This is a genomic window from Olivibacter sp. CPCC 100613 (genome assembly GCF_036959255.1).
Classification (GTDB): domain Bacteria; phylum Bacteroidota; class Bacteroidia; order Sphingobacteriales; family Sphingobacteriaceae; genus Olivibacter.
Genome location: NZ_JAWMTI010000002.1, coordinates 514885 through 538802 on the forward strand (window position 1 = coordinate 514885; position 23918 = coordinate 538802).

22 protein-coding genes are annotated in these 23918 nt (G+C 38.7%); 10 read left to right on the forward strand and 12 right to left on the reverse strand.

All coding sequences use genetic code 11. The features are described 5' to 3' along the window. Position 1 precedes the first annotated feature (1 nt). The 4 genes from RYH73_RS08585 to RYH73_RS08600 all read right to left on the reverse strand — a co-directional run bounded on the left by RYH73_RS08585 (position 2) and on the right by RYH73_RS08600 (position 2888). A complete protein-coding gene (locus RYH73_RS08585) occupies positions 2-700 on the reverse strand; it encodes a LytR/AlgR family response regulator transcription factor (RefSeq protein WP_335313007.1) in 699 nt (232 codons plus the stop codon). A gap of 3 nt (positions 701-703) precedes the next feature. Then, positions 704-1876 (reverse strand): sensor histidine kinase, encoded by a 1173-nt coding sequence (locus tag RYH73_RS08590; protein ID WP_335313008.1) that lies wholly within the window; start codon positions 1874-1876, stop codon positions 704-706. 216 nt (positions 1877-2092) lie between these two features. Further along, entirely contained in the window at positions 2093-2518 is a 426-nt protein-coding gene (locus RYH73_RS08595; protein ID WP_335313009.1) for a DUF1801 domain-containing protein, read from the reverse strand. Positions 2519-2624: 106 nt separating this feature from the next. Beyond that, on the reverse strand, positions 2625-2888 hold the full coding sequence (locus RYH73_RS08600; RefSeq protein ID WP_335313010.1) for a hypothetical protein: 264 nt from the start codon (positions 2886-2888) through the stop codon (positions 2625-2627). 490 nt (positions 2889-3378) lie between these two features. On the opposite strand from RYH73_RS08600, the gene RYH73_RS08605 reads away from it, so the two are divergent. After that, positions 3379-3759, forward strand: coding sequence for a molybdopterin-dependent oxidoreductase (locus tag RYH73_RS08605; RefSeq protein ID WP_442946065.1), 381 nt, complete (start codon positions 3379-3381; stop codon positions 3757-3759). A gap of 580 nt (positions 3760-4339) precedes the next feature. Next, entirely contained in the window at positions 4340-6832 is a 2493-nt protein-coding gene (locus RYH73_RS08610; protein WP_335313011.1) for a heavy metal translocating P-type ATPase, read from the forward strand. 383 nt (positions 6833-7215) lie between these two features. On the opposite strand, the gene RYH73_RS08615 is transcribed toward RYH73_RS08610, so the two are convergent. The 6 genes from RYH73_RS08615 to RYH73_RS08640 all read right to left on the reverse strand — a co-directional run bounded on the left by RYH73_RS08615 (position 7216) and on the right by RYH73_RS08640 (position 11975). Continuing rightward, positions 7216-7656 (reverse strand): cold-shock protein, encoded by a 441-nt coding sequence (locus RYH73_RS08615; RefSeq protein WP_335313012.1) that lies wholly within the window; start codon positions 7654-7656, stop codon positions 7216-7218. A 151-nt stretch (positions 7657-7807) separates the two neighbouring features. Then, complete coding sequence (locus RYH73_RS08620) at positions 7808-8665, reverse strand: sigma-70 family RNA polymerase sigma factor (protein ID WP_335313013.1); 858 nt, start codon at positions 8663-8665, stop codon at positions 7808-7810. An 87-nt stretch (positions 8666-8752) separates the two neighbouring features. Beyond that, positions 8753-8944 (reverse strand): cold-shock protein, encoded by a 192-nt coding sequence (locus RYH73_RS08625; RefSeq protein ID WP_335313014.1) that lies wholly within the window; start codon positions 8942-8944, stop codon positions 8753-8755. Between the two features lie 167 nt (positions 8945-9111). Then, complete coding sequence (locus RYH73_RS08630; RefSeq protein ID WP_335313015.1) at positions 9112-9498, reverse strand: hypothetical protein; 387 nt, start codon at positions 9496-9498, stop codon at positions 9112-9114. A gap of 729 nt (positions 9499-10227) precedes the next feature. Further along, positions 10228-11199: a 3-keto-disaccharide hydrolase gene (locus RYH73_RS08635; protein ID WP_335313016.1), complete on the reverse strand. Its 972-nt coding sequence runs from the start codon at positions 11197-11199 to the stop codon at positions 10228-10230. Positions 11200-11336: 137 nt separating this feature from the next. Continuing rightward, positions 11337-11975 (reverse strand): CatA-like O-acetyltransferase, encoded by a 639-nt coding sequence (locus RYH73_RS08640; protein ID WP_335313017.1) that lies wholly within the window; start codon positions 11973-11975, stop codon positions 11337-11339. Between the two features lie 72 nt (positions 11976-12047). Here RYH73_RS08640 and RYH73_RS08645 point away from each other — a divergent pair, with 72 nt between their 5' ends. Beyond that, complete coding sequence (locus tag RYH73_RS08645) at positions 12048-13007, forward strand: helix-turn-helix transcriptional regulator (RefSeq protein WP_335313018.1); 960 nt, start codon at positions 12048-12050, stop codon at positions 13005-13007. A 2-nt stretch (positions 13008-13009) separates the two neighbouring features. Here the strand turns inward: RYH73_RS08645 and RYH73_RS08650 are convergent, their stop codons facing one another. Beyond that, complete coding sequence (locus RYH73_RS08650) at positions 13010-13603, reverse strand: DedA family protein (protein ID WP_335313019.1); 594 nt, start codon at positions 13601-13603, stop codon at positions 13010-13012. A gap of 310 nt (positions 13604-13913) precedes the next feature. On the opposite strand from RYH73_RS08650, the gene RYH73_RS08655 reads away from it, so the two are divergent. From RYH73_RS08655 to thiD, 5 genes are all read left to right on the forward strand, one after another. Then, positions 13914-15164 carry a glycoside hydrolase family 76 protein gene (locus RYH73_RS08655; RefSeq protein WP_335313020.1) on the forward strand — a complete coding sequence of 417 codons (1251 nt, stop codon included), beginning with the start codon at positions 13914-13916 and terminating at the stop codon, positions 15162-15164. 221 nt (positions 15165-15385) lie between these two features. Beyond that, positions 15386-15565, forward strand: a complete 180-nt coding sequence (locus RYH73_RS08660) for a hypothetical protein (RefSeq protein ID WP_335313021.1) — start codon at positions 15386-15388, stop codon at positions 15563-15565. A gap of 289 nt (positions 15566-15854) precedes the next feature. After that, positions 15855-17429 (forward strand): cellulase family glycosylhydrolase, encoded by a 1575-nt coding sequence (locus RYH73_RS08665; RefSeq protein WP_335313022.1) that lies wholly within the window; start codon positions 15855-15857, stop codon positions 17427-17429. A 181-nt stretch (positions 17430-17610) separates the two neighbouring features. Then, positions 17611-18741, forward strand: a complete 1131-nt coding sequence (locus tag RYH73_RS08670) for an acyltransferase family protein (RefSeq protein ID WP_335313023.1) — start codon at positions 17611-17613, stop codon at positions 18739-18741. Between the two features lie 180 nt (positions 18742-18921). Continuing rightward, positions 18922-19800 carry a bifunctional hydroxymethylpyrimidine kinase/phosphomethylpyrimidine kinase gene (gene thiD, locus RYH73_RS08675; protein WP_335313024.1) on the forward strand — a complete coding sequence of 293 codons (879 nt, stop codon included), beginning with the start codon at positions 18922-18924 and terminating at the stop codon, positions 19798-19800. Between the two features lie 60 nt (positions 19801-19860). Here thiD and RYH73_RS08680 read toward each other — a convergent pair whose 3' ends face one another. Beyond that, on the reverse strand, positions 19861-22599 hold the full coding sequence (locus RYH73_RS08680; RefSeq protein ID WP_335313025.1) for a glycoside hydrolase family 2 protein: 2739 nt from the start codon (positions 22597-22599) through the stop codon (positions 19861-19863). A 332-nt stretch (positions 22600-22931) separates the two neighbouring features. On the opposite strand from RYH73_RS08680, the gene RYH73_RS08685 reads away from it, so the two are divergent. Both RYH73_RS08685 and RYH73_RS08690 read left to right on the forward strand, forming a co-directional pair. After that, positions 22932-23333, forward strand: coding sequence for a VOC family protein (locus RYH73_RS08685; RefSeq protein WP_335313026.1), 402 nt, complete (start codon positions 22932-22934; stop codon positions 23331-23333). An 88-nt stretch (positions 23334-23421) separates the two neighbouring features. Next, positions 23422-23844, forward strand: coding sequence for a VOC family protein (locus RYH73_RS08690; protein WP_335313027.1), 423 nt, complete (start codon positions 23422-23424; stop codon positions 23842-23844). The last annotated feature ends 74 nt before the right edge of the window (positions 23845-23918 follow it).

Sequence of the window (23918 nt, forward strand, 5' to 3'; positions counted from 1 at the left end):
ATTAATGATTCATTAGTCTTTTGTACACCTCATTCCGATAAGTGACCCCTATCGGAATATCTTTTATACTTCCTTTCATGATGACTTTATCCGGATCAACGGCCCGGACAAAGTTTCTATTTATAATGTAAGATTTATGAGTTCTAATAAACATGTTTAACGGAAGATCGTTGGAGATTTTTTTTAAAGAATAAATAATAAGAAACTCACGTTCAATTGTAGATATTCTAATGTATTCTCTATCACCTTCTATGTATTGTATTTCATGGTAGGACACTAGATAGTTTCTATAGTTGTCTTTAATAGCAAAGGTGCCAACTTCCACTTTTTCGGTTACTTCGTTCTGAGAAAGACGAGTCTGCGCCCTCGATAAGGACTTGAAAAGCCTCTCAAATGAATACGGTTTTAAGATATAATCGAACACTTCGAGTTCAAAGCTTTCTAATGCGTAATCTGGCTTGGCTGTGATAAATATGAAAAGTGGTTTTTTTGATAAAGATTTAAGGAAATCAACTCCATTAATGCCAGGCATATTAATATCTGAAATGATCACATCAACATTATTTTTGCTTAAAAACACGATTGCATCCATCGCCGTTTCAAAACTAGCTTCCAAACTTACGAAAGAAATTTGAGCGATATGTTCGCTGATACCTTTTCTGGCTAATGGTTCATCTTCAATTAAAATACAGCGTATCATACTTCAGTTAGATTTCAGATTAATTTTCAAATGTACTGAATATATGTTTCCTCGTACACCATGTGCCAATTGATAATTGCCTTTATAATGTAAGTCCAATCTTCGCAGGATATTGGACATCCCCACTCCTCCTACTGATTGACTTTCATAGGTCTTAATAGTGTGTTGCATGACCTCTACTTCATTCTCCACCAGTAGAACAATCCAGTCATCCGCTACATCAATATTAATTTTAACGAAATTGTTATTTGGACTTTTGTCAGGCCCGTGCTTAAAGGCGTTTTCTACAAAGGGAATTAGCATCAGCGGACTGATCCTATAAGGTTCTTCTATATCAAAAATATGCGCTTCGATGTGAACTCGCTCACCGTATCGAATACGCATGAGCGCAATAAAATCCTTAATAAAATCGAGTTCCTTGTGTAACGGAATAAAATGGTGCCGTGATTCATATAGCGTATAACGCATTAAGGTTGAAAGACGTAAAATCATATCTCGCCCTTTATCATAGTTACTATCAAGTAGTTGATAAATATTGTTAAGGGTATTAAAAAGAAAGTGTGGGTTTACCTGCGACTTGAGAAAATTTAACTCAAGCTCGAGGTTGTCTCGTTCTAATCGGGTTTTGGTGAGTACCTGTTCTAGCATAATTTTCACGAATTTCGGCCCAACGGGTAAAGAAATAAGGAAAATAAAATCAAGGGCAAAGATGTAGATATTCTTCACGATACTAAAAGGCCCATCCGTCAGTACAAGCTCGAGGTATTTACCGAACCTTGGTCCATAATCTTTGAACGTAGCCTGAAAGATAAAGCATGCCAAATAGGTCGTTAAAGCCCATATTACATATAAAGCTCCGACCCACAAAAGTATAAATGGAATGCCACGTGGATTTGCAAAAACTGTCACAACTTTCCGAGAGGACAAGGAATAAAACGCACTCATTACGACCAATAACTCTTTCACGACAAATATCCACACATGCTCTGCATTCCCTACCAATCTATAGTAATTAAAATAATAAATTGCCGCAATCAACATCCAAAAAAGACCGTGATAAATTAACCTTAAACCCAATCTGGGGGATCTTGAATCACTTGACATCGGGATACGTAACTCGTGGACATTCATCTTATATCGATCGGTAAGTATCGTAAAAATAGGTTTTATTTCCAAAAAGCGTCGGCGTATATTGTCTAAAAACTAAAAAGGATTTTTTATCATTGACTACATTTTCTTAGACTATTCTAACGCACCCTTCTTAACTTTGATAAAACTCTTGACAAAAGGGAAAATTTATTTACAGCGCAGTTTAAAAAAAGCCGCTTGAAAAAGTGGCTTTTTTTCGAAGAACCTAATCAGCTTAGGTGAGAACCAAAGCTTGAAATAACGCTAAAGTGAAAGTTCGTACTTATTTCTTAGATAATTTATTGATTGATGAATCATTTCTTTGAGGATATTTAGGTCGATGTCCGATAGCTTTTTAATATAAACGCAAGCTTGACCCACTCTGTGTTTTCCCAGTCTTTGAAGCAATTCTTTTTTTTGGTCAAAATCGCAAGTCATGTAAAGGGAAATCGCCTTACTCCTAGGAGAAATGCCAATCAGTGGTGCCTCACCTTGATGCCCACTCTCATACCGGTAATGATAACTTCCAAAACCGATAATAGATTGTCCCCACATTTTCGGTTCTAATCCTGTCTCTAGTTGAATGATTGTCATAAGATTATAGCAATCATCACGTTTATTATCGTCAGTGACTCGATTGAGAAAATCAGCCACTTTCTCATTAGTCTGAATTGTTTTATTCGTTGCCATTTGATAGACGCGTTTAGAAAAGCCTATCAAATTTACTGATTTGACTTTAGATTATCGCACTTTACAGATCTCGGGTTTAGTTGGGATATATGGTCACAGCGGTATTTTAGACACTTTTTTTCCGTAAAGACATCCAAAGCATGTATAGCAAGAAAAAAACAAGCCCCAACATAATGTCGATGAATAAGTTGGTAGGCACGAGACCGATTGCAGTATCCTTGCCATGAGAGGATACGAAACGCTGCACTTCAAGATAAGAAAAAGGTTGTCCGAATTGCAAACCCCCATATTCTAACCAAAGGGAGAAATTAGGTCCCAAAAGCAAAACAATGATTAGACCGATCAGGATATATGATATTCTATTTCTCATTTTTTTGATTCTTGAGTTAGACAGTGGATGATCTCTACACAATGCCGGAATAGATATAGCGATGGTGATCATCTTTTAATAGAGTATGGTCTCTGTTGATGACACGTTTTTCTTTTTTTATTATTTTAATGCAAAAATAAAGCACTATTGATCTGCTAAAAAGAAATTTACACATAAACCGTTCTACCTTACACGAAAACAGCATATAGTGTTTATGTTATTAATTTTTGACCGCGAAACAAGCAGTTTATACTCAGCTTGTAGCTAAAGTATATTGCTTTTTCTAATGTCCTCTAATGGGCAAAGTTGCTTACATTTGTGTCTGGTTGGATGATGTTATCCATCCAAGGAATCAGCGGACAATGAACAATACAGGGTTATTTTTATTGATTTTATTTAGCTTTTTTTTAATATACGGCTTTTCGCTCAAAAGTCCGATCCCTTCATCCTCGATATTAACGGAGAGGTGACGAAACCAATTAAACTTCGCATGAGCGATTTGATCGAAATGGATAAAGATACTGCCAGCCTCAAAGATCGTTCAGGAGCAAAACATTTATTTGGGGGAGTAGTGATAGCAGAACTTCTTCAAAAAGCAGGTGTAACACTAAATAGCGATTTACGTGGAGAAAATCTCAGTAAGTACCTCTTAGTTAAGGCATCCGATGGTTATGAAGTATTGTTTTCTTTAGCTGAAATTGACAATAATTTCACAGAGAGAAAAATTATTTTAGCCTATGAAATGGATGGGAAGCCGCTACCAAGTGAAAAGGGTTCACTCCGTTTAATTGTCCCAGATGAAAAAATTCCGGCCAGAAGCTGTTATGAGGTAGTCACGTTCTACATTGGCTGGGCGAAAGAAAGGCCTTAGTATAAATGACCAACATGTCACTTAACCTGCCAGCTTGTCTTCTAGTGCTCTAAATTAAAATGAATAATGTTTTCGGCATACAAATTGATACTACGAAAGTAGGTTTAGGTTGATTAGAAAAGTCCGGTGATCCCAAAAAGCCGGGCTTTTCGCTTTTTAACTATGCAATCTAATTTTTAAAATCAAAGCCTTCTTCGTAAAAAACAATTTTTTTAATCCGTAAACTAGCGTGTTTGTCGAGATATGGAAAATGTATCTGCTAAAGATTAAAAATGAAAGGCCTTCCACCGGGGAGATGGAAGGCCTTTACTAACCAATTATAAACCTAAATTATGATGAAACAAATATCGTCGTAAAACGATCATTTTTCAAATGATTAACATATTTTAACAAAAGCCCCCCGTTGCAACATCATTCTTCAACCTTCTTAGAAATCCTATAATTCTATTCCACAATTGTATAAAAGCACTACTAATTACTACCACTACATTTGCTTAGAGAGAAATCAGCTTAAAACAAGGAATCGTTATCGCTGTTAAAGGAGAAGATTAGCGTTGGAAAAGCACTATAAACCAAAGAAATGAAGCACACCTATACAATTACCGGGATGACCGGTGACAACTGCCGCGACAAAGTTGAAAACGTGCTTAACACCATTGAAGGTGTTTCAGCAGTTGTAACCTTGAATCCACCCGAGGCCATGATTACAATGACGAAACATATACCTGGCGAAACCTTGCAAGCGGCATTAGCGTCCATTGGTAACTACAAAATAGTGATGAATGCTCCCGCAAACAACAGTGAAATCCCACTTGTTAAAAAGCAAGATGAACGAAACAAAGCGATTTACTATTGCCCCATGCACTGTGAGGGCGACAAGACTTATGATAAACCAGGTAATTGCCCTGTTTGTGGAATGAACTTACTAAAACAGGAATCGCTGAAATCACCTGAATTACAATATACATGTCCTATGCATCCTGAGATTGTGCGTAGTGAACCAGGTTCCTGTCCAATTTGTGGAATGGAACTCGTTTCGATACATGCGAATGCGAAGGAGGAAGAGCATACTTATAGACAGCTTTTACAAAAATTTAAAATTGCCGTTATTTTCACGGCCCCCATCTTCTTAATTGCAATGTCAGAAATGATACCAAACAATCCATTATTCAATTGGATGGGACTTAAATACTGGAACTGGGTACAATTACTACTATCGCTTCCTGTTATTTTTTATGCAACATGGATGTTTTTCCAACGAGCTTGGCAATCAGTTTCCACTTGGCATTTAAATATGTTTACACTTATTGGCATCGGAGCTGGGGTTGCCTGGCTTTTTAGTGTATTCGTTTTATTTTTCCCTTCTATTTTTCCTGATCAGTTCAAGACGCATCATGGTACTGTTTATGTTTATTTCGAAGCAGCCACGGTTATTTTGACGCTGGTTCTTTTAGGCCAATTGTTAGAAGCAAAAGCACATGGTAAAACAAATACAGCGATTAAGGAATTGATGAAGCTTGCACCAAACCAAGCGACAAAGGTAGTGGATAATGAAGAACATTTGGTCACGATTGACACGATTCAAAAAGGTGATGTTCTCCGTGTAAAACCTGGTGAAAAAATACCGGTGGATGGTCGTATACGAACTGGAGAAGCCCTAATCGATGAGTCAATGATTTCGGGAGAACCTATCCCTGTGGAGAAGAAAGTAAATGATCCTGTTAGTTCTGGTACTATTAATGGTAATAAGACCTTTACTATGATTGCAGAAAAAGTGGGGGCAGAAACCCTACTTTCTCAAATCATCGAGATGGTTAACTCGGCAAGTCGTTCTAGAGCCCCGATTCAAAAATTAGCAGACAGAATTTCAGGATACTTCGTACCGGTAGTTATACTAATTGCGATCGCTACCTTTGTTGTATGGGCTTTATACGGCCCTGAGCCATCTTACATATACGCATTTGTCAATGCCATTTCCGTATTAATTATTGCCTGCCCCTGCGCACTGGGATTAGCTACCCCGATGTCTGTTATGGTTGGTGTCGGCAAAGGAGCCCAGTCCGGTATACTTATAAAAAATGCTGCATCATTGGAAAGAATGAATGTGATCAATGTATTACTTATTGATAAAACAGGTACCGTGACAGAAGGAAAACCTTCTGTGGAAAATGTGATCAGCATTCATCCTCATTATACTCCTGACGAAGTATTACAAAAAATAATTGCGCTCAATAGCAGCAGTGAACATCCGTTGGCGCAAGCCACCATGCAATATGGTAAAGACCGAGGCATACAAATTTCTCCTGTTTCAAGTTTTGAAGCCATAACAGGTAAAGGTGTTATCGCTATATTAAAGGGTGAAAAAATAGGTTTGGGAAATGCTCAATTAATGCAGCAGCTGGCTGTTCACATTCCATCAGAGACGGAAGAGCAAGTTAAATCAATCCAAAGACATGGAAAAACGGTTTCTTACCTTTGTATCGAAAAGACCCTTATCGGTTTTGTAGTTATTTCTGATAAAATTAAAGTATCGAGTAAAGTAGCTATTCATAAACTGCAAACTGAAGGGCTCCAGGTTGTAATGCTTACCGGTGATAACGAAGAAACTGCGAAGGCGGTTAGTGAGGTGTTAAACCTCGATGGTTTTAAAGCACAAATGTTGCCGGAAGACAAGCTAAATGAAATAAAAAGATTACAAGCTGAGGGAAGAAAGGTAGCCATGGCCGGTGACGGGATTAACGATGCCCCTGCTCTGTCACAAGCTGATATTGGACTTGCGATGGGTACCGGAACGGATGTAGCTATTGAAAGTGCAGATATCACCTTGGTGAAGGGCGATTTACAAGGTATCTCCAAAGCAAGATTATTAAGTCAGCAAGTAATGAAGAATATAAAAGGAAATTTATTTTTTGCCCTGGCTTATAATGTGCTGGGCATACCAATCGCTGCAGGACTACTCTATCCTTTTTTTGGGATTTTATTGTCACCGATGATTGCTGCGTTAGCAATGAGTTTCAGCTCTGTATCTGTTATTTTGAACTCACTGCGATTACGCGCTATCGAACTGAATTAGAATCTTCTGCCAAAAGAAGTAACTTAAAACGAGTCAAAACAAGAAACCTTGCGGTCATCACGACGGCAAGGCTGAGCATGCATATTCAATGCAATATAACTGTTATTTACTAACCCTTTGTAGCAATTTTTGTTTGGAGCTATGAAAAGAATTTTTTTCGTGCTGGTTAAGTATTCGGTATATCTGTAGGTTCCATCAATACTTGTTTCAATTCTAATAGATTCGATCCGTTAAGTGCCTTGTGTTTTGAGGCATGCCTATATAACGCCACTAATGCTCTTCAAATTTTAATCAGTCTAAGCCCGACGACATTATATCCAAACGCCCTTTAGTTTAACGATGATAGTTATCGTAGGTTGTCAGCTAGCAAGTGTGCCCAATCCTTACAATACTTGAATTTCGTAAGCTTGTAAACCTTTAGGGCCTTTTCTGGTCCGAAAATTTACAACATCGTCAACTTTGATCGATGCAGGAGCTTCAGTTATGAGAAAAAACACACGCTCTCCAAATTCATTGTTAATAAAGCCCCAGCCCCGTTCGTCATTATAATATGCCACCTTTCCCTTGTGCACATCATCTTCCTCAACCATTTTAGGTGTACTAATTTGAATCTCCTCAACGTTAATCTTTTGCTTTTTGAGTTCTGATGGTTTTTCAGTAGTCAAGTTTCCATTTTCATCCACGTACGCCAACATATCCTCTAAAGATTTCCCTTTATCGGATTGACTATTTCTATTCTCCTTTCTAAGTTCTTTATCTTTTTTCTTTTGTTCGCGCTTCTTAATATTTTCTTTTTTTCTGAATGTTTCTTGACTTCTACCCATATGCTATTATTTACGAATTAAAAAATGAAAATTCACCGCATTTACAATGAAAAGGAGACCTGTTAAAAAAGGAGACCGGGAACAGAGTAAGAGAGGTTTCGCCAAATATACGAAAATATTCGCATATTTCGCACTAAACAGTCCGCGCAGTTTAAAGATGCTGTCGCAGATCACGTCCCGATGACGAATGTTTAATGTATAAAAGTGCTTTTGTCTTCAATTGTCTTATGCGCTCTGGTGTAAGCTTCAACTGATAGGCGATTTCGTCGAGTGTTTGTGGCTCACTATTACTCAACCCGTAAAACATGGTAAGAATTTGTCGTTCACGTGGTGAAAGTTTTTTCAGCACCATATCAATACGTAAATAAAGCGAGTCTTCCATCAATTGTTGATCGGTCGCAGGATCTGAACTAGCCAGACTATCTAATAATCGCTCTTCTTCCGAAAATACGGATGGTGCATCAATTGATATTTGCCTTTCAGCATTCACCAGAGAAGCGATTATCTGCTGAGTTGAAGTTCCCAGTTCAATAGCTAATTCTTCTGCACTTGGCTCACGCTCCAGACGTTGTTCCATCTCCGCCTGGGAACGGCGTAGTTTGATCAAGTTGCTGATCTGATTTCCGGGAAGACGAACTACTCTGGATTGGATCGAAATGGCCGATATAATACTCTGCCTAATCCACCATACCGCATAGGAAATAAATTTGAACCCTTTTGTTTCATCAAAACGTTTAGCTGCTTTTACTAAACCAGCATTTCCTTCATTGATCAGATCTTCCAGTACTAAGCCCTGATATTGATATTGTTTCGCGACGGAAATCACAAAGCGTAAGTTGGCTTTTGTTAGACGTTCAAGGGCACTCTGATCTCCTGCTCTTATTTTTTCAGCTAGTGAGACTTCTTCGTCAGCACTGATCAACTCGAATTTGCTAACCTCATTTAAATATAAACTGAGGGAACGGTTATTGCGATTAGTAATCGAGTCGGTTATCTTTAATTGTCTCATTAATCTTTTTTTTCAATGCGCGAAAACGTCCAGCCTAAACAAAAAGCATTCTTCATTTAAAAGAATGCCCTTAAATATGGGAATCAATTAAGCTATCTTGACTTGTACGGCGCTCAAACCTTTGGTCCCATGCGTTACTTCGAAAGTAACCTCATCGTTCTCATGAATTTCATCAATGAGTTCCGAAATATGAACAAATATTTCCTTTTCCCCCGATTGCGGCGTTATAAACCCGAACCCACCGGATTCTTTAAAAAATTTTGCTACTCCTTTTTGCATAATGACATCTAATTAAGTTATTACTTCTTACCTTTTGATAAATTAGGTTTTCCTGTTGTTATTATTTCTATTTTTGAAGAAGTCTTTTTACTGTTTTGGTAATCAGACGAACTCTTCTTTTCTGTGCTTTTGGGTGTCTTTTTATCCCTACTCATGGCTTATGTCATTTAATTATTTCTCATCAACTTTTCTAATCGTCGAATATTATTATCAAGTAAATTTTTATTCAAATCATCGTAATGATCGATTCGATATTGTTTTAATGTTGCTATTATGGCATCAGCCTGTTCAATAAGCGATGAAATGAAGCGAAGAGCGCCAATTTTGGCATTTTCCATAGCCGTGACCTTATCTACGAAATCCTGCTGAATCAAACGAACCCCGATAAGTGAATATACCTGATTGGTCAGCGAATAGTATACCTTTACAGGGTGATTATCTTTCCAAATAGTTTTAAACGGTTTCATGTTAATACGAACGAAATCATTTGAAGACATCGTTGTTATCTCGGTTGTATCGGTAAAAATTCTGTAATATCGATAGTAGCTCTCCATTGTTAAGATTGTTTTTCACGTTAAATGCATCCTTTCCGGATGAAACATACACACATGAGTTATCATTCGGAAGGAATGATTCAATTCATGTTCTTCAGCTTCAAACTAGCTGATTTCAAGACCATAAAACTTTATTCTAAAAAAACAGCTGGTCAGTCTGATCGACTTTTAAATAATTTTGATGGAAAAAGAAGTATTGTAACAAGGGCTTAGATCTATAGCCTCGAACTACCTGGTAGTTCCATATCAGCCAATTTACCCTCTTCTTTTGGAGATATACCGTAAAGATAATAAATTAATTGATAACCATCGAATTATATTCATATATTTTTCATCTATCCATTTTCAAAGCGTTTTTTCCAGGCATTCGTCAGGTCATTATTTTTCCTACATCGATATGCAGTAAATGATGCTTTACGATAAATGAGTTCTGAGGAAAAGAGAAGCTTATTTGCTTTTGGCAAATTGGCTGGCTTACTATTAAATAGCGCAATAAATCTGTTTTTCAATACCCTGTAAAACAACAAGAGAATCTTGTAATCCGCCACCCACTATCGAATGACTTAATGACTAAGTTGAGGATGAATAGCCAATAAATCTAAATTCTGGAAAAGTTTATCAGGTTGCATCAGAACCTTCGATTTAAGAAATTTAAACCGATATCATTGAGATAAACAAATAGCCGGCGATCTAATGAGGATGCCGGCTATTGTTTTTTTATATACAAGATTACTTTGCCGGTGTAATGACAACTTTCCTAAACTCAATTGGACCATGATCTCCCTGGAAATAGATAGGCCCGGGCTCACCTTCATTGCTATCAAGTGCACCACCTGTAATTCCCGGTATTTCTTGATTAGCAATAATTGTTTTTCCGTTGGCTACAATAGTAACCATTCTACCCACCAGGGTAATATCATAACTCTGCCATTCAGCCGGTCCTTTTACCGCCATCTCACTGGGTACTAAAAAACCATAGACTCCACCGAATAAATGGCTATTGGGATGATCGGTTTTTGGGTTATCAATTATCTGCACCTCATACCTACCTCTCAGATAAACACCACTGTTACTTCCTTCTTTATATCTAAACTCCACATGCAACTTAAAATCATTAAATTTCTTTTCTGACACCAGATTTGCTCCCGATTCCGGACTCGTCAATATTCCGTCCTTTACAATCCATTGATTTTTGTCGCCAAGCGCTTTCCATCCCGTTAGATCTTTCCCATTAAACAGCTCAATAGGTTTTCCCCATGCAGGTTGCGCTGTCTTTGTCAAATACGGCGCCCTTACTCCCGTGTATGAATAGGTAGTACCCGCACTCGTTGTAACCGAACCTTGAATACGGTCACCCGATACCGTTCCTTCCAAGACAAGATCACGCTCTTCTTGCTCCCATTGTGGGGGAATTGCAAAACTGAACTTACCATTCTCAAAATTAATTTTAGCTACAGGCCGAGCGCTTCCGCCGGTGCTGACAAAGCGTCCTACAAGTGTTTTAAAGCCCGATAATTCCACCTCCAACCAAGAAGGTGCTGATTTACCGTTTTCATCAACAGTAATATCCCAACGACCAATAAGCTCCCCTCCTGACACAGTATTTGTATGGATCGGTGCCACCTGTGCCTGTGCACTAAAAGGATCGGTAACAGCCAGCAGTAAACTGCACGTCAGGCCTAAAAATAGTTTTTTCTTCATAAATATGGTATTCTATAGTTACTATGGTCAATAAAGATATCGTTTTTTATTCACACACGAAATTTTTAGACCGAATACCCTTCCTGTAAAGATGACTGTATTCATGTCGAAAAGACTTTTCAACAAGGAAAAATTAGCTACACTTCCATATACTGCTGAAATTCAGCCACAAACTTTCCAACGTCTATACCATCGCACAGCGCATGGTGAACGTGTATCGACATTGGAAGTAATAGCTGTTGCTGTTGTACGCTGTATTTTCCAAAAGTGATCTTCGGTATACTGTCATTACTTCCACCATATAGAGCATGTTCCATTTGGGTAAACGAAAGATAAGGAAGCACAGAATAGTGTATAACATGTTGACAACTTGGGTCCGTCTGCAAACCCTTCGATTGCTTCTCTATATTTATTACCTTTTTCAGTTCAGCTTGGAAGTATTCAAATTCATGATGGAAATCAAAATAGGCAAATCCGAAGGTTCCGTCAGGCCTGAGAACGGTAATGGACCCTCCGATCTCTTCGTATTCCAACACTTCCTCTTTCCACAAACGATAACGGAAAGCCTGCACCGAATTAACAGCTCGGAGCGAAAGATATAGGTAATAGCAAAAAAAAGAAATGCGATAAGTTTTGCAATAAGCAAAAGCCTTCGTGCAGTTTAATTGGGTTGTGATTCCCCAAAATGGTTTTTCAAATGATCTAAAAAAATTAAAATGAGCTTGCCGCTTCCAATATTGTATATTGATCTGCTTGTAGGATACTTCTTTTTTCATGTAGCAAATATTTAATTTTGCTTATGGATATCGAGTACAAAAAAGGATTTTAACCAGCACAAACGGATTTTTATGTACACCTTATATGATCATGAATTTACACAACTCGTAGATAGGCAATTTGCCGATGCAGTAAACGATCAATGTAAAGCCATTGCTTATGACAATCAATTTAAGGCTACCACGCGTACCTTTCACAGTGCCCAATTTAATATACTTCAATTTGACTCCTCATTTCAAGAAGATGTGCGGGTCGTCAACTTTCGAGATTTTAATCACGTAAGTCTTCATTTTCAACTCAGAGGTTATTCCGATGCCCACATCTCTTGTTTTAAGCAGGCGCTACCGATGAAACGAGGAGAATTCAATATCATGAATTGTGTTGACCCAATTAGCAATTTTTCGTTCCCAAAGCAAAGCGTCTACAGTTATGTGTGTATTGGTATAAATCAACAGTATTTGGCTTCTTTGTTAACAACTTTTGGAAACAACTGGCAAAATTCAACAGAAAAACTTATCAGAAATCAACCTTTCAGCTTATTTGACAAAGCAAAACATTTTGGTCCAGTATTGCATCAAACGCTTCAATTGATCATTGATCCACCGATTATCGACATCCTTAAACCGGTTTATATTCATCACAAAATTGAAGAGCTCATACTGCTATCGTTCAGTGAATCTTTAATAACTTCAAAACAGGGCCATCTGCCATTCAACCAACGGGATATTGATTTGCTCTATGATTTAAAAGCATTCTTAGATAATAATTTTCTAATGGAACATACGCTTGCTAAGCTGGCTAGACAAGCTGGAATTAATGAATTCAAGCTAAAAAAAGGATTCAAAAAACTGTTTAAATATACTGTATTCGGCTACATTAATCACTTACGCATGGAATATAGTCAAAGCCTACTTCGAGAAGGTGTACTTTCGCTGGGTACTATTGCTGCGCTCATCGGTTACCAATCTGACGCATCTTTTATTCGAGCTTTTAAAAACTACTACGGCTTCTTGCCGAAAAAGAAAAACTAATACTACAAGCCCTTAACTGCTTTGACAATGCGGATGAGAACGGGTGATGTTAAACCGAGAATAATAACTGCGATGATATAATTGAGGTAGGGTTTTAACACGGGCACTTTACCAATAAAGTAGCCGGTCAGTGAAAAACTTATCACATAAAAAACTGAACCGAGTGTCGCGTATGCCAGAAAGCGATAAAAATAAACTTTGGTAATACCAGCCATTATTGGTACAAAAGTACGTATCACAGGGAAAAACAAAGCAATGGAAATGGCTATGGCACCGTGTTTATGAAAGAATCTTTGGGCCGCTAGCAGATATTCTTGTTTGAAAAATCGAGAATCATTCCGTTTATGAAGATAAGGCGCAATTTTTTTCCCAAAAATATATCCCGTAATATTTCCGGCAATGGCCGCTATTATTAGTAATAGGCAAAGCGTGACTAAGTCATAGTGATATCTTCCTGCGGCAATAAGGACACCCGCCGTAAACATAAAACCTCCACTTGGTAAGAAAAACAGAAAAATCAAACCAATTTGTCCATAAACCGAAAAAATTAAAAAAAATAAACCTCCTTGATTTAGTAATGCTTCTGTATCAAACATGGCGCAAACATACATAAATTTAGGTGGTCCGCCAGAAGGTGAAAAAGAATAGCGGTAAAAAAGCGGTACCAGGAAAGATCAGTAACACGCTTAACATATGCAAACAAAACGAATTTTAAAACGTTTTAGTTAAGAGCTGTCAGCAAATTGCATGAATTATGTATACGAAATCCGCTGGCTGGCGCCCACAATAGGACACCAATTATGATCGATATGCACACCCCTATTTATGGTTACCTGCCACTGTTAACGCTCTTTCCCTTTCTAGTTAAATCCACATTAATTATATAAATCTAAAACAATAACAAAAATGAAAAACTTATCTTTCAACACGATTCTCTTTTTATTATTGCTTCTAAGCTCCTGCCAAAAGGAAGTGATCAATGCATCAAAAGATGCAAAAATGATTGCAAACAATGAGTCTGCGATAGACACGCCAATTTTCTTACGGCGAGCTGATACATTAATGACATCGATTACGCAACTATTTCTCGATGGTAAACCGCGCGATATTTGGACGAATACCTATCCACATAGCGATGGTTATTGGGACGGAGCGGCAGTTATTTGGGGACACGGCGCTGCATTTTCCGGTTATACCGCTTTGAAAGAAGCGGCGGAAAGATTCCCGGAATACAAAAGTAAGTACGAAAATGCCTATGACAATCGTCTTTTAACTGCCATTGATATGTTTCGTAATACGCGAAATGGAGGACCGGAAGCCTATGCTGTTTATCCAGGGGACGGTGATGAACGGTATTATGATGACAATATTTGGGTGGGATTAGATATGATAGATCTTTATACATTAACAAACGACAGCAAATATTTGGATAGAGCCGAGTTGGTATGGAATTTTATTTTATCGGGCACCGACTCACTCATGGGCGGAGGCGTATATTGGAAAGAAGGAGGAAATTCAAAAAACACATGCTCTACTGCACCTGCCGCAGTTTTGGCTGCCAAATTATATCTTGCCACGCAGGAAAGTAGCTATCTTGAAAGTGCTAAAAATTTATATAGTTGGCTGAAAAGTACATTGCAAGACCCCAGTGATTATCTTTATTGGGACAATGTACATCTGAGCGATGAAAATGATCCCAATAGTGCGTTAGTGATTGCGAAAGAAAAGTACACCTATAATGCCGGGCAGCCAATGCAGGCAGCCTCTCTCCTATACAACATCACCCATGAGGAACAGTATCTTATTGATGCCCAAAATATTGCACAGGCTGCCTATGCTAAATGGTTTATTCCTTTCAACTCTTCGATACTCGGCGAATCATTCCAAATATTGGAACCTGGTCATGTTTGGTTTCAAGCGATTATGTTGCGTGGCTATATTGAGTTGTATAAGATCGACAAGGATCGAACTTATATCACGGCTTATGAAAAAACACTCAGTCATGCTTGGTTATCCGACTGCCGCAATGCCGGCACAAACTTGTTAAACAGCGACTTCAGAGGTGGCACCACGCAAAACAAGTGGGAAATCTTACATGAAGGAGCTTGTGTAGAAATGCTGGCAAGATTGGCTTCTTTAGAAGAAAACGGTCACTAAAGCCTTATCAAAATTAAGCAGAACCTGATTAGGAGTCAGGTTCTTCGCTTTTAACTGTAAATTTTCGAAAAAGTTCATTAGGCTTATCTAAATTTTTCGTAACTTGTAAACACGCTATAGTAACATTTATTTAAAGATTTACTAATCTAGTTTTTGAATTTTTGTAAGCGGACAAGATACCTTATATTCATTGAATATAAAAGTTTTAAATCAACACTAACATGAAAACAACTACGAGAGATTTATCAGAACTATTGAAGGCCCGTGATCAAATGATGGCTGCAATAGCCTTTACAGTCACGAAGGATTCTAAACCTGAAGGACGAATGGAAACGACTGAACAAATAGGACAGGCTATTTCGCTTCACCTTTTAGATTTGATTAAAGATCGCTGTAAATAAGCGAAAGTCTCCCCCATTCTTCTCATCATTAAAAACATCCCGTGGTATCAATACCGGGGATGTCAATTGTATATCGAGCATAATCTCGATGATGGATTATATTGCCTAAAAATTAGCACCCAAAAGAAATACCACCTCGCGGAGTGACGTGAACTAATTATGTAAGTCATCAGATAATTATTTTATTATTTTAAAACAAAAATGCTTCTTTTGTATTTTATACTAAATCAATTTTATTAAAGGCCGCTATGAGCCTTTGGGATATTAACATTTATAAACCAAAACGATTATGATATCCACTCATTACAAAAGAAAATTGATGGGCAGTATGCTCATCGGGATGGTATTTCTATTAACATCCTGTGAAACAAACCCGATTGATCCAAAGGGATCTCTTTCGGAAAAACAGGCGTCCAGCACGCCCAAACGTGTCAACTCACCTTTGCCATGGCTCCATGTAGACGGCAATCAGATCAAAGATGCTGCTGGGAACCCCGTTACGCTTAGAGGCTTTTCGCTTCTTCCAAATGAAAGTAACGACGAATGTACCACGTGTAGCCCACGGCCGATAAGTGAAATGTTAGCTTTGCAGGCGAATGCCAGTCAGGGATGGTTTTCTCGTGTTGTGCGCATCGGTGTCCATCAAAGTTATAGCGATCCAGCCACTGCCTTTACCAATCATATTGATCCCTTTGTACAACAAGCTATTTCATTGGGTTTATATGTTATTGTTGATCTCCATCTCGTTGCCAATTATGGCGATGGTGGAACACCACAATCAAAAGTGATCGATTTTTGGAACTATGTTGCCCCTCACTATGCAAATAATCCGGAAGTCATCTTCGAAGTTTACAACGAACCTATTAGTCCTGATAATTGGACAACATGGAAGAGTTTTATTCAACCTGTTGTCGATAGCATTCGAGCGGTTGCGCCCAATAACCTGATTTTGATGGGTAATCCACAATGGAGTACCAGAGTAAACCAAGCTGTTTCTGATCCATTTAATGATTCGAATATGGCTTATGTATATCATATTTATCCCAATCAGCCAGCCAGTACCAGCAGTTTGGATACTCGATTTGGTAATGCGGCAAATAGCATCCCCATTGTAATAAGTGAATTTGGCTGGAATGCTGACCCCGATTATTCCGACAATGTAACTTACGGTACATCGGGCGGTTGGGGAAAACAGTTCCGTACGTACATGGATAGCCATGCACATATCGGTTGGCTCAATTACATTTTTGACAATTATTGGAAACCGCAGATCTTCGACTGGAATTGGAATTTAATGAGCGGTGAAAATCAGGGAAAATTTATACGTGATTGGCTCTTCGAATTGCAAAACCATCATCAAGCAGGAGGTTTTACACCCGGGCCGCAGACAGCTTTCAAGACGCATCTTATTCCCGGTAGAATTGAGGTTGAAGATTTTGATGAGGGTGGTCAGGATGTCGCATATCATGAAACTACCTTCGACAATCAGGGCGGAAATGTATATCGCGATACGCCTGTCGATCTAGGCACCACAAATGACACGGGCGGTGGATATACACTTGGTTATATAAACCCGGGAGAGTGGTTAGCTTATACCCTATCAAACACGGTGGCGGGCACCTATGACATCAATCTACGCGTAGCAAGCGGTGATGCGGCCACGGGTAAAAAGATAACGGTAAAACTTGATGGTGTCTCACTTGGAACAGTTGACATTACAAATACAGGCGGCTGGGAAACTTATCAAAATTTCACATTAAATAACGTCACAATACCGGCCGGAAATAATAAGATTCTCCGTTTGGAGTTTGAAGGCATCGGGTACAATGTAAACTGGGTTGAATTCCTATCGAATACGCCCTAAATCCCAGGCTGCTACTTGTATGTTTCTATATCTCTTAAGAGAAAACAATTGTAATTGTAAGCCATTTTTGTAAATTGCATATATATAACCACCTTAAGCTTCCTCTTTGTTATGCGATAAAGGGAGCTTAAGGTGGTTATATACTTAAACTTCAAAGAATAACAAGCCGAGCAATAACTAAATGATGGAGCAGAAATTACGATTCACCGCCTTGGATGTATTTCGAGGAATGACGATATGTTTTATGATCATTGTAAACAGTCCAGGTTCAGGGGCTACACCGTACTGGCCTTTGAATCATGCTTCATGGCATGGATTTACCCCCACAGATCTTGTTTTTCCTTCATTCTTATTTGCCGTTGGAAATGCCCTTTCCTTTTCTGAAAGGAAATTTCAATATCTTTCATCGAAACAGGTGCTTTCAACGATTTTTAAAAGATCAGCATTGATTTTTTTATTAGGTTTTTTAATGTACTGGTTTCCTTTCTTTAAAATTACAGAGCAACATGAAATCGTCTCGTTTCCACTACATGATACACGTATATTCGGTGTTTTACAACGTATTGCCTTATGTTATCTCTTCACCGCTCTTGTCGTTTATTATGTTCGACGAAAGTATTTAGTTTGGCTAGCGATCGGCTTATTATTAATATATTGGCTCCTTCTATTTATTTTTGGCGCGGATGCCCCCTATTCTTTAGAAGGAAACGCTATATTCAAACTTGATTTATGGTTGATGGGGGAATCTCATCTATATCATAGCCATGGAATTATTTTTGACCCGGAGGGTTTATTGAGTACTATACCAGCCATCACGAATACACTAGCAGGGTATCTTGTTGGCAAGTATTTACAAGAAAAAGGTGGAACAGCACAGAGTCTCGGTAAATTGTTGGCAATTGGAGCAGTTGGTGTATTAATTGCTTGTATTTGGAATCAAACCTTTCCGATAAATAAAAAAATATGGTCGAGTTCATTTGCGCTCTTAACCATCAGTTTAGATATGTTAATCCTTCCTTTATTAATACCTATTTCAGAAAACAGCAACGGCAAACCCAGAACCTGGACCAACTTCTTCACCATATTTGGCAAAAACCCACTGTTCATCTACCTACTATCTGAAATTGTTTTGATCACCTTATTTTTAATCCCGCTAAGCGGAACCTCCTTATTTGACTACATCAATATACACTTATTTCAGAAATTGCTTCCAGGTCCGGCGGGATCTTTATTTTTTGCACTGTGTTATATGCTCTTCTGTTGGTGTATAGGATGGTTACTTGATCGTAGGAAGATATATATAAAGGTCTAACGAGATGAACAAATCGCAAACATGAGATGCAATTACGCTGCTGAACGAAATCAAGTAAAGACTTGTTTTCTACCCTTATTAAAGATTTGTACATTAGCTTTAATTTTGCTAAGAAGCATGGGGTGCATGCTTTGAAGTTGCTCGAACTGATGTAGTGGGGGAAAAGTAATAATCCGTTAAATGCAAAAAGAGTATATATACCCTATTGCCATGACAATTGCCGGCTTTGACGGTAGTGGTGGCGCGGGAATTCAGGCAGACATCAAAACCTTCTCCGCATTGGGATGCTTTGCTACCTCGGTGTTAACAGCACTTCCCGTTCAAAACACACAAGGGGTTCAAGCGATTTATGCTGTCCCGGATCAGGCCATACAGGAACAGATAAGAGTCCTATTGAGCGACATCTTTCCAAAAGCTATAAAAGTTGGAATGGTGCACACAGCAACTTTAGTGGATATCATCGTGGAAACCCTCTCAGAATACCCAAAAGTTCCACTTATTTTCGATCCCGTGATGGTAGCAAGCAGCGGACATCGACTAGTGCAAGATGCAACTGTAGCTACTATTGTGGAAAAGCTAATTCCGAAAACAGATCTTATTACCCCCAACATCGATGAGGCTGCTGTACTTGCGGAAATGAAAATCAGCTCTCTGGAGGATATGTATATTGCCGGCGAACGGATTTTGAAGTTGGGAGCTACGAATGTTTTATTGAAAGGAGGCCACTTGCAGTCTTCTACGCTTACGTCCTTATATTTCGACAATCAAGGTAAAGTCCATTCCTATGAGTCGGCTAAACTGGAAACGAATAATCTACATGGAACAGGCTGCACACTATCATCTGCTATTACAAGCTTTTTGGCTCGGGATTTCCCTATGGAAAGCGCAATAATTGCGGGACAATGCTATACGTACAACGCAATCAAAAACGGAATGGATGTCTTAACGGGTAAAGGGCGTGGCCCTTTAAATCATTTTTTCGATCCTGAAAAACTAATAAAAACACTTTCCTTTCAGAGAGCAAGCAAGATCGAAAAAACAGATAAAAACCCCGTCTGAATTCACCTGAGCAGCCGATATGTTCGACTTTTACACGTAGGGGCTATCTATGCAAGGCTACTACTGCAATTTAGGATCGAAATCAAATATCAGCGTCCCTTCAATGGCATTAAAGCCCACTCTATTAGGTTGTCCTTGAGGTCCGTGATCCACGGCTCGGTCAAATTTGGTGCCGATGGCATTAATTGCGTGCAAAAATGAAATGTCACCGTCAGGAAAATCGGGAGAATTGTTTTCATTCCTTGCGCCTTTTGGTTTTTCCGGCGTATACAACCGCAAAAACAGTTTATCACTTCCATTATATACGATAAAATCCTTTGCTTTATTTTTTATCACAACCCAATTGAAATCGCGATAATAACCCTTAAACTCTGGATAATCCCATGATTCGCCCGTGACTGTATTGTTGTACTTCTTGTTCCAAACACCGAAGGTATTTCCCTTCATCCGATTTTTCCATACTCTATAAGGCCCTCGCCCCATATACCGAACACCGGTAATTAAATTTTCAGGAAAATTAAAGTTAATTCCTAAAAAGGGATACTCATTATGCGGATTGGAATTATAAACATTGTATGCATATTCCAATGTTAATAAACCGTTCGGAGCCAATATATAGCGCACCTTCTTCCAAGCACCAGTATACTGAACGTCCACATAAAGACTGTCTCCTCTTTTGTAATGTTTCATACCTACATAAGATGTCTTTCCTACTGCCAATTGCGGGCCATTAGTTAAAGGAATTACCGTGCCGTTACTAATCACATTTTGCAATAAGCCACTTTTTGTATCAAAAGCAATGGTAGTTTTATTCAATTGTAAACGTAAGGTATTATTAGTTTCTTCAACGGAAATAGGCCAGCTTATTTTTGTACTGATCCATCTTTCGTTCATTTCAATTGGTGATTTTAGTGACCAAGTCCACGTGGAAATCTCCCGGCCGTAAGGATCTTTAGCGGTAAGTGCTAACACATCGGTCTTCGCTAAATCATGCTGAAAAGGTAAGCGTAAATAGCCATTTTGCTGAGGCTCTACATTCGGTCCTTGTAAATCACCTTTTTCAAGAATTTTCACGATGGTATCTGCCCCATAGGGTGCCGGTAGTTGCCGACATTCGTAGCTGAACCTAATCTGATTGAGATTAGTATAAAGGTAATCATTGCTGAGAGGAAGTAAGCCATCAAAGTTTTGGGGGAGCTTATCAAGAGCTATCTTTATAGGTGACCAAATCTCTTTAATGGTATAAAAACTTCCTTCTTTTTCACGATAAGGTCCAAGTATTCCATCGGGAGCCAAGTTACCTTTTATATCCACGCGTTCCTCCTGATCCAACCTTACCACTCCCTCATCTGCAAAAGACCATAAAAAACCACCTGCAGAAAGCGGTTTACTTTTCATTAAATTCCAATGGTCTTCCAGTCCTGCACCATGTCCGCCATCGTAGAGTCCGTGTAAGAATTCAGTAGGGAAAAACACTTCTTTTCCATTATATAACGATCCGACACAGCAATCATAAGCTCTGTAATGCTGTGTGTCGGTACCGTCGAAAATATTCCATGGGTGTATAACCGTGCGCTTTTGTGGGTCATATTTTGCATAATCGGCAACGAGCTCATGATTATTCCCTCCTTCGTTTCCATTAGCCCAGATGACGATAGAAGGATGATTTACGTCCTTCATAACCATCGCCTTAAGTAATTTACGTCCGACGTTTGTATCGTATTTTTTTTGCCAGCCCGTCAATTCGTCAATCACAAACAGTCCGAGCGAGTCGCAAACATCTAAAAAATGAGCATCAGGAGAATAGTGGGACATACGAACCGCATTCATATTCATATCTTTTATAAGATTGACATCTAACTCACTGATTTCCTTGCTCATTGTTCTGCCAGAGGTAGGCCATGCGCTATGTCTATTAACGCCTTTAAAACGCACTTTCACACCGTTCACGAAAAAGCCTTCTCCACGTCGCAACTCAGCGGTTCGAAACCCAAACTTTTCGACCTTACTGTGAATGACCTTGCCCTTATCGTCTCGTAATCTAACAACTACCTGATAACGATTGGGAAATTCAGGTGACCATAATGCCGGCTTCATTACGTTGTTATTCAGCGTTACTTTCCCTGATTTGTGATCAAGTTTCGCTTGAAATGCCTCACCAACAGGCTTTCCGTCTAAATCGCTTATCTGCGCTTCCACATATCCATGTGCTAACTTTCCTTCTGTGTATACATCCATTAAGAAACTGCCATCTGCTTTCGCATCAATAGCCGTCCATTCTATATGTGTCTGCGGCGTAATTTCTAAATATACGGGACGAAAAATACCGCCGAACACCCAGAAATCCGACATCCGTTCAGCACGATTGACCGAAGTATCAGCTGATATTTTACTGACTTTAACTTCCAAAAGATTATCGCCCGTTTTCTTCAGTAATTTAGTGATATCATATTTAAATCGATAAAAAGAACCTTGATGAATCTCACCGGTTGATTTATCGTTAATCTTCACTTCAGTATCCGTCATGGAGCCTTCGAAAACTAGCTTTACGGTTTTATTTTTCCACTTTGGATCACTTGAAAAGTTATACTTATAATAACCAATTTCATTTTTACTAAAGTCCTCTTCCCAACCGTAGTGGTAAGTTCCGAACCCCTGTGTCTCCCAATTTGAAGGCACACGAATTTTTGTCCAGCGCCCGCTATTTGCACCAGCGGAGACCATAAAGTCCCAGTCAACGGTATGATCTTTATCTGTTCCTGATAAGTACCTTACAAGCGTTTCTTGTCCAAACACCATTCGCTCGGATAAAAAACACAGAAAAAAGTAGAATAACAATGGTAATCTCTTATTAAAAAGAATAGCAAAAAGCTTTTGTTGCCGAATCATAATTAGCGGTTCAATAAACGATAAGTGTTTGTATTACAATTTTCAGCATTTTTATGCATTTAAACAAACCATTACTTAGAATAAAGCTTTAATGGTTGGAGAATCATGCGATAAGGGATGTCTTAAATACACCCTAAAAATGGCACAAAGCCCCTTCCTCATTTCCATAAACATATAATACCTTTGTTATGTTAACAGTGAGAGGAGAATAAAAAATAGCTAACAATTAAAAACTTCGAATCATGAAAAACAATGTTATATGCTGGTTTGAAATTTATGTCCGGAATCTTGAAAGGGCCAAGGCTTTTTACCAAGCGGTTCTGAACACAAAATTCTTTGATGCCGAATGTCCGCCGGGGGAAGCACCTGTTGAAATGAAAATGTCGTTCTTTTGTTCGCCTGAAGAGCAGTCCGATCATGTAAGCGGTGCGCTGATCGAAATGCCTGGCACAAAAGAAGGTGATGGTGCTTGTCTCAACACCATTGTTTATTTCCCCTGTAAGGACTGTAGTGTGGAAGAGAGCCGTGTACAAGCTGCAGGAGGGAATGTTCACAAATCGAAATTTTCCATCGGCGAATATGGCTATTGTTCTATTTGCGTGGATACCGAAGGAAATTCCTTCGGCTTATATTCAATGGAATAATAATATATTTACGATCAAGTGTAATATATGAAACTATATTAGCTTTGATCGCTAACATCTGATAAACATTAACAAAACAACTATATAAATGAAACTCAATCCTTATTTAAACTTCGACGGCCAGGCAGAAGAAGCATTTAAGTTCTACCAATCGATTTTTGGCGGTGAGCTGTTTATCCAAAAAATGAGCGATGCGCCCGGAACTGAAAATTTACCGGACAATGAAAAAGATTACGCGATGCATGTTGCTATTCCTATCGGCGACGGCCAATTCTTAATGGCTTCAGATTGCCTAAAATCGGCAGGGCATCAATTAAATGTAGGAAATAATAACTACATTTCAATTACACCGGACAGTCGCGAAGAGGCCGATAGGTTATTTAATGGATTATCTGCTGGAGGAAAAGTCGAAATGCCAATGGCGGATATGTTCTGGGGTGATTATTTCGGTTCCTTTGAAGATAAATACGGTGTTCGCTGGATGATAAACTACGGCACAAAAGAAAAATAGTCACATTTTGAACCACTTGGAAGTATGGAACATAAAATCAAGATCCATCTTCCAAGTGATTATTCCGTTTCAGC

Excerpts from the sequence above, each read along its gene's own strand:
- RYH73_RS08620 (WP_335313013.1), bottom strand. The coding sequence starts at position 8,665 with ATGAGACAATTAAAGATAACCGACTCGATTACTAATCGCAATAACCGT.
- RYH73_RS08665 (WP_335313022.1), top strand. The coding sequence starts at position 15,855 with ATGATATCCACTCATTACAAAAGAAAATTGATGGGCAGTATGCTCATC.
- RYH73_RS08680 (WP_335313025.1), bottom strand. The coding sequence starts at position 22,599 with ATGGTGTTTGGACAAGAAACGCTTGTAAGGTACTTATCAGGAACAGAT.
- RYH73_RS08650 (WP_335313019.1), bottom strand. The coding sequence starts at position 13,603 with ATGTTTGATACAGAAGCATTACTAAATCAAGGAGGTTTATTTTTTTTA.
- RYH73_RS08600 (WP_335313010.1), bottom strand. The coding sequence starts at position 2,888 with ATGAGAAATAGAATATCATATATCCTGATCGGTCTAATCATTGTTTTG.
- RYH73_RS08690 (WP_335313027.1), top strand. The coding sequence starts at position 23,422 with ATGAAACTCAATCCTTATTTAAACTTCGACGGCCAGGCAGAAGAAGCA.
- RYH73_RS08595 (WP_335313009.1), bottom strand. The coding sequence starts at position 2,518 with ATGGCAACGAATAAAACAATTCAGACTAATGAGAAAGTGGCTGATTTT.
- RYH73_RS08610 (WP_335313011.1), top strand. The coding sequence starts at position 4,340 with ATGAAGCACACCTATACAATTACCGGGATGACCGGTGACAACTGCCGC.
- RYH73_RS08660 (WP_335313021.1), top strand. The coding sequence starts at position 15,386 with ATGAAAACAACTACGAGAGATTTATCAGAACTATTGAAGGCCCGTGAT.
- RYH73_RS08605 (WP_442946065.1), top strand. The coding sequence starts at position 3,379 with ATGAGCGATTTGATCGAAATGGATAAAGATACTGCCAGCCTCAAAGAT.
- RYH73_RS08645 (WP_335313018.1), top strand. The coding sequence starts at position 12,048 with ATGTACACCTTATATGATCATGAATTTACACAACTCGTAGATAGGCAA.
- RYH73_RS08640 (WP_335313017.1), bottom strand. The coding sequence starts at position 11,975 with ATGAAAAAAGAAGTATCCTACAAGCAGATCAATATACAATATTGGAAG.
- RYH73_RS08615 (WP_335313012.1), bottom strand. The coding sequence starts at position 7,656 with ATGGGTAGAAGTCAAGAAACATTCAGAAAAAAAGAAAATATTAAGAAG.
- thiD (WP_335313024.1), top strand. The coding sequence starts at position 18,922 with ATGCAAAAAGAGTATATATACCCTATTGCCATGACAATTGCCGGCTTT.
- RYH73_RS08685 (WP_335313026.1), top strand. The coding sequence starts at position 22,932 with ATGAAAAACAATGTTATATGCTGGTTTGAAATTTATGTCCGGAATCTT.
- RYH73_RS08625 (WP_335313014.1), bottom strand. The coding sequence starts at position 8,944 with ATGCAAAAAGGAGTAGCAAAATTTTTTAAAGAATCCGGTGGGTTCGGG.
- RYH73_RS08585 (WP_335313007.1), bottom strand. The coding sequence starts at position 700 with ATGATACGCTGTATTTTAATTGAAGATGAACCATTAGCCAGAAAAGGT.
- RYH73_RS08655 (WP_335313020.1), top strand. The coding sequence starts at position 13,914 with ATGAAAAACTTATCTTTCAACACGATTCTCTTTTTATTATTGCTTCTA.
- RYH73_RS08670 (WP_335313023.1), top strand. The coding sequence starts at position 17,611 with ATGATGGAGCAGAAATTACGATTCACCGCCTTGGATGTATTTCGAGGA.
- RYH73_RS08630 (WP_335313015.1), bottom strand. The coding sequence starts at position 9,498 with ATGGAGAGCTACTATCGATATTACAGAATTTTTACCGATACAACCGAG.
- RYH73_RS08635 (WP_335313016.1), bottom strand. The coding sequence starts at position 11,199 with ATGAAGAAAAAACTATTTTTAGGCCTGACGTGCAGTTTACTGCTGGCT.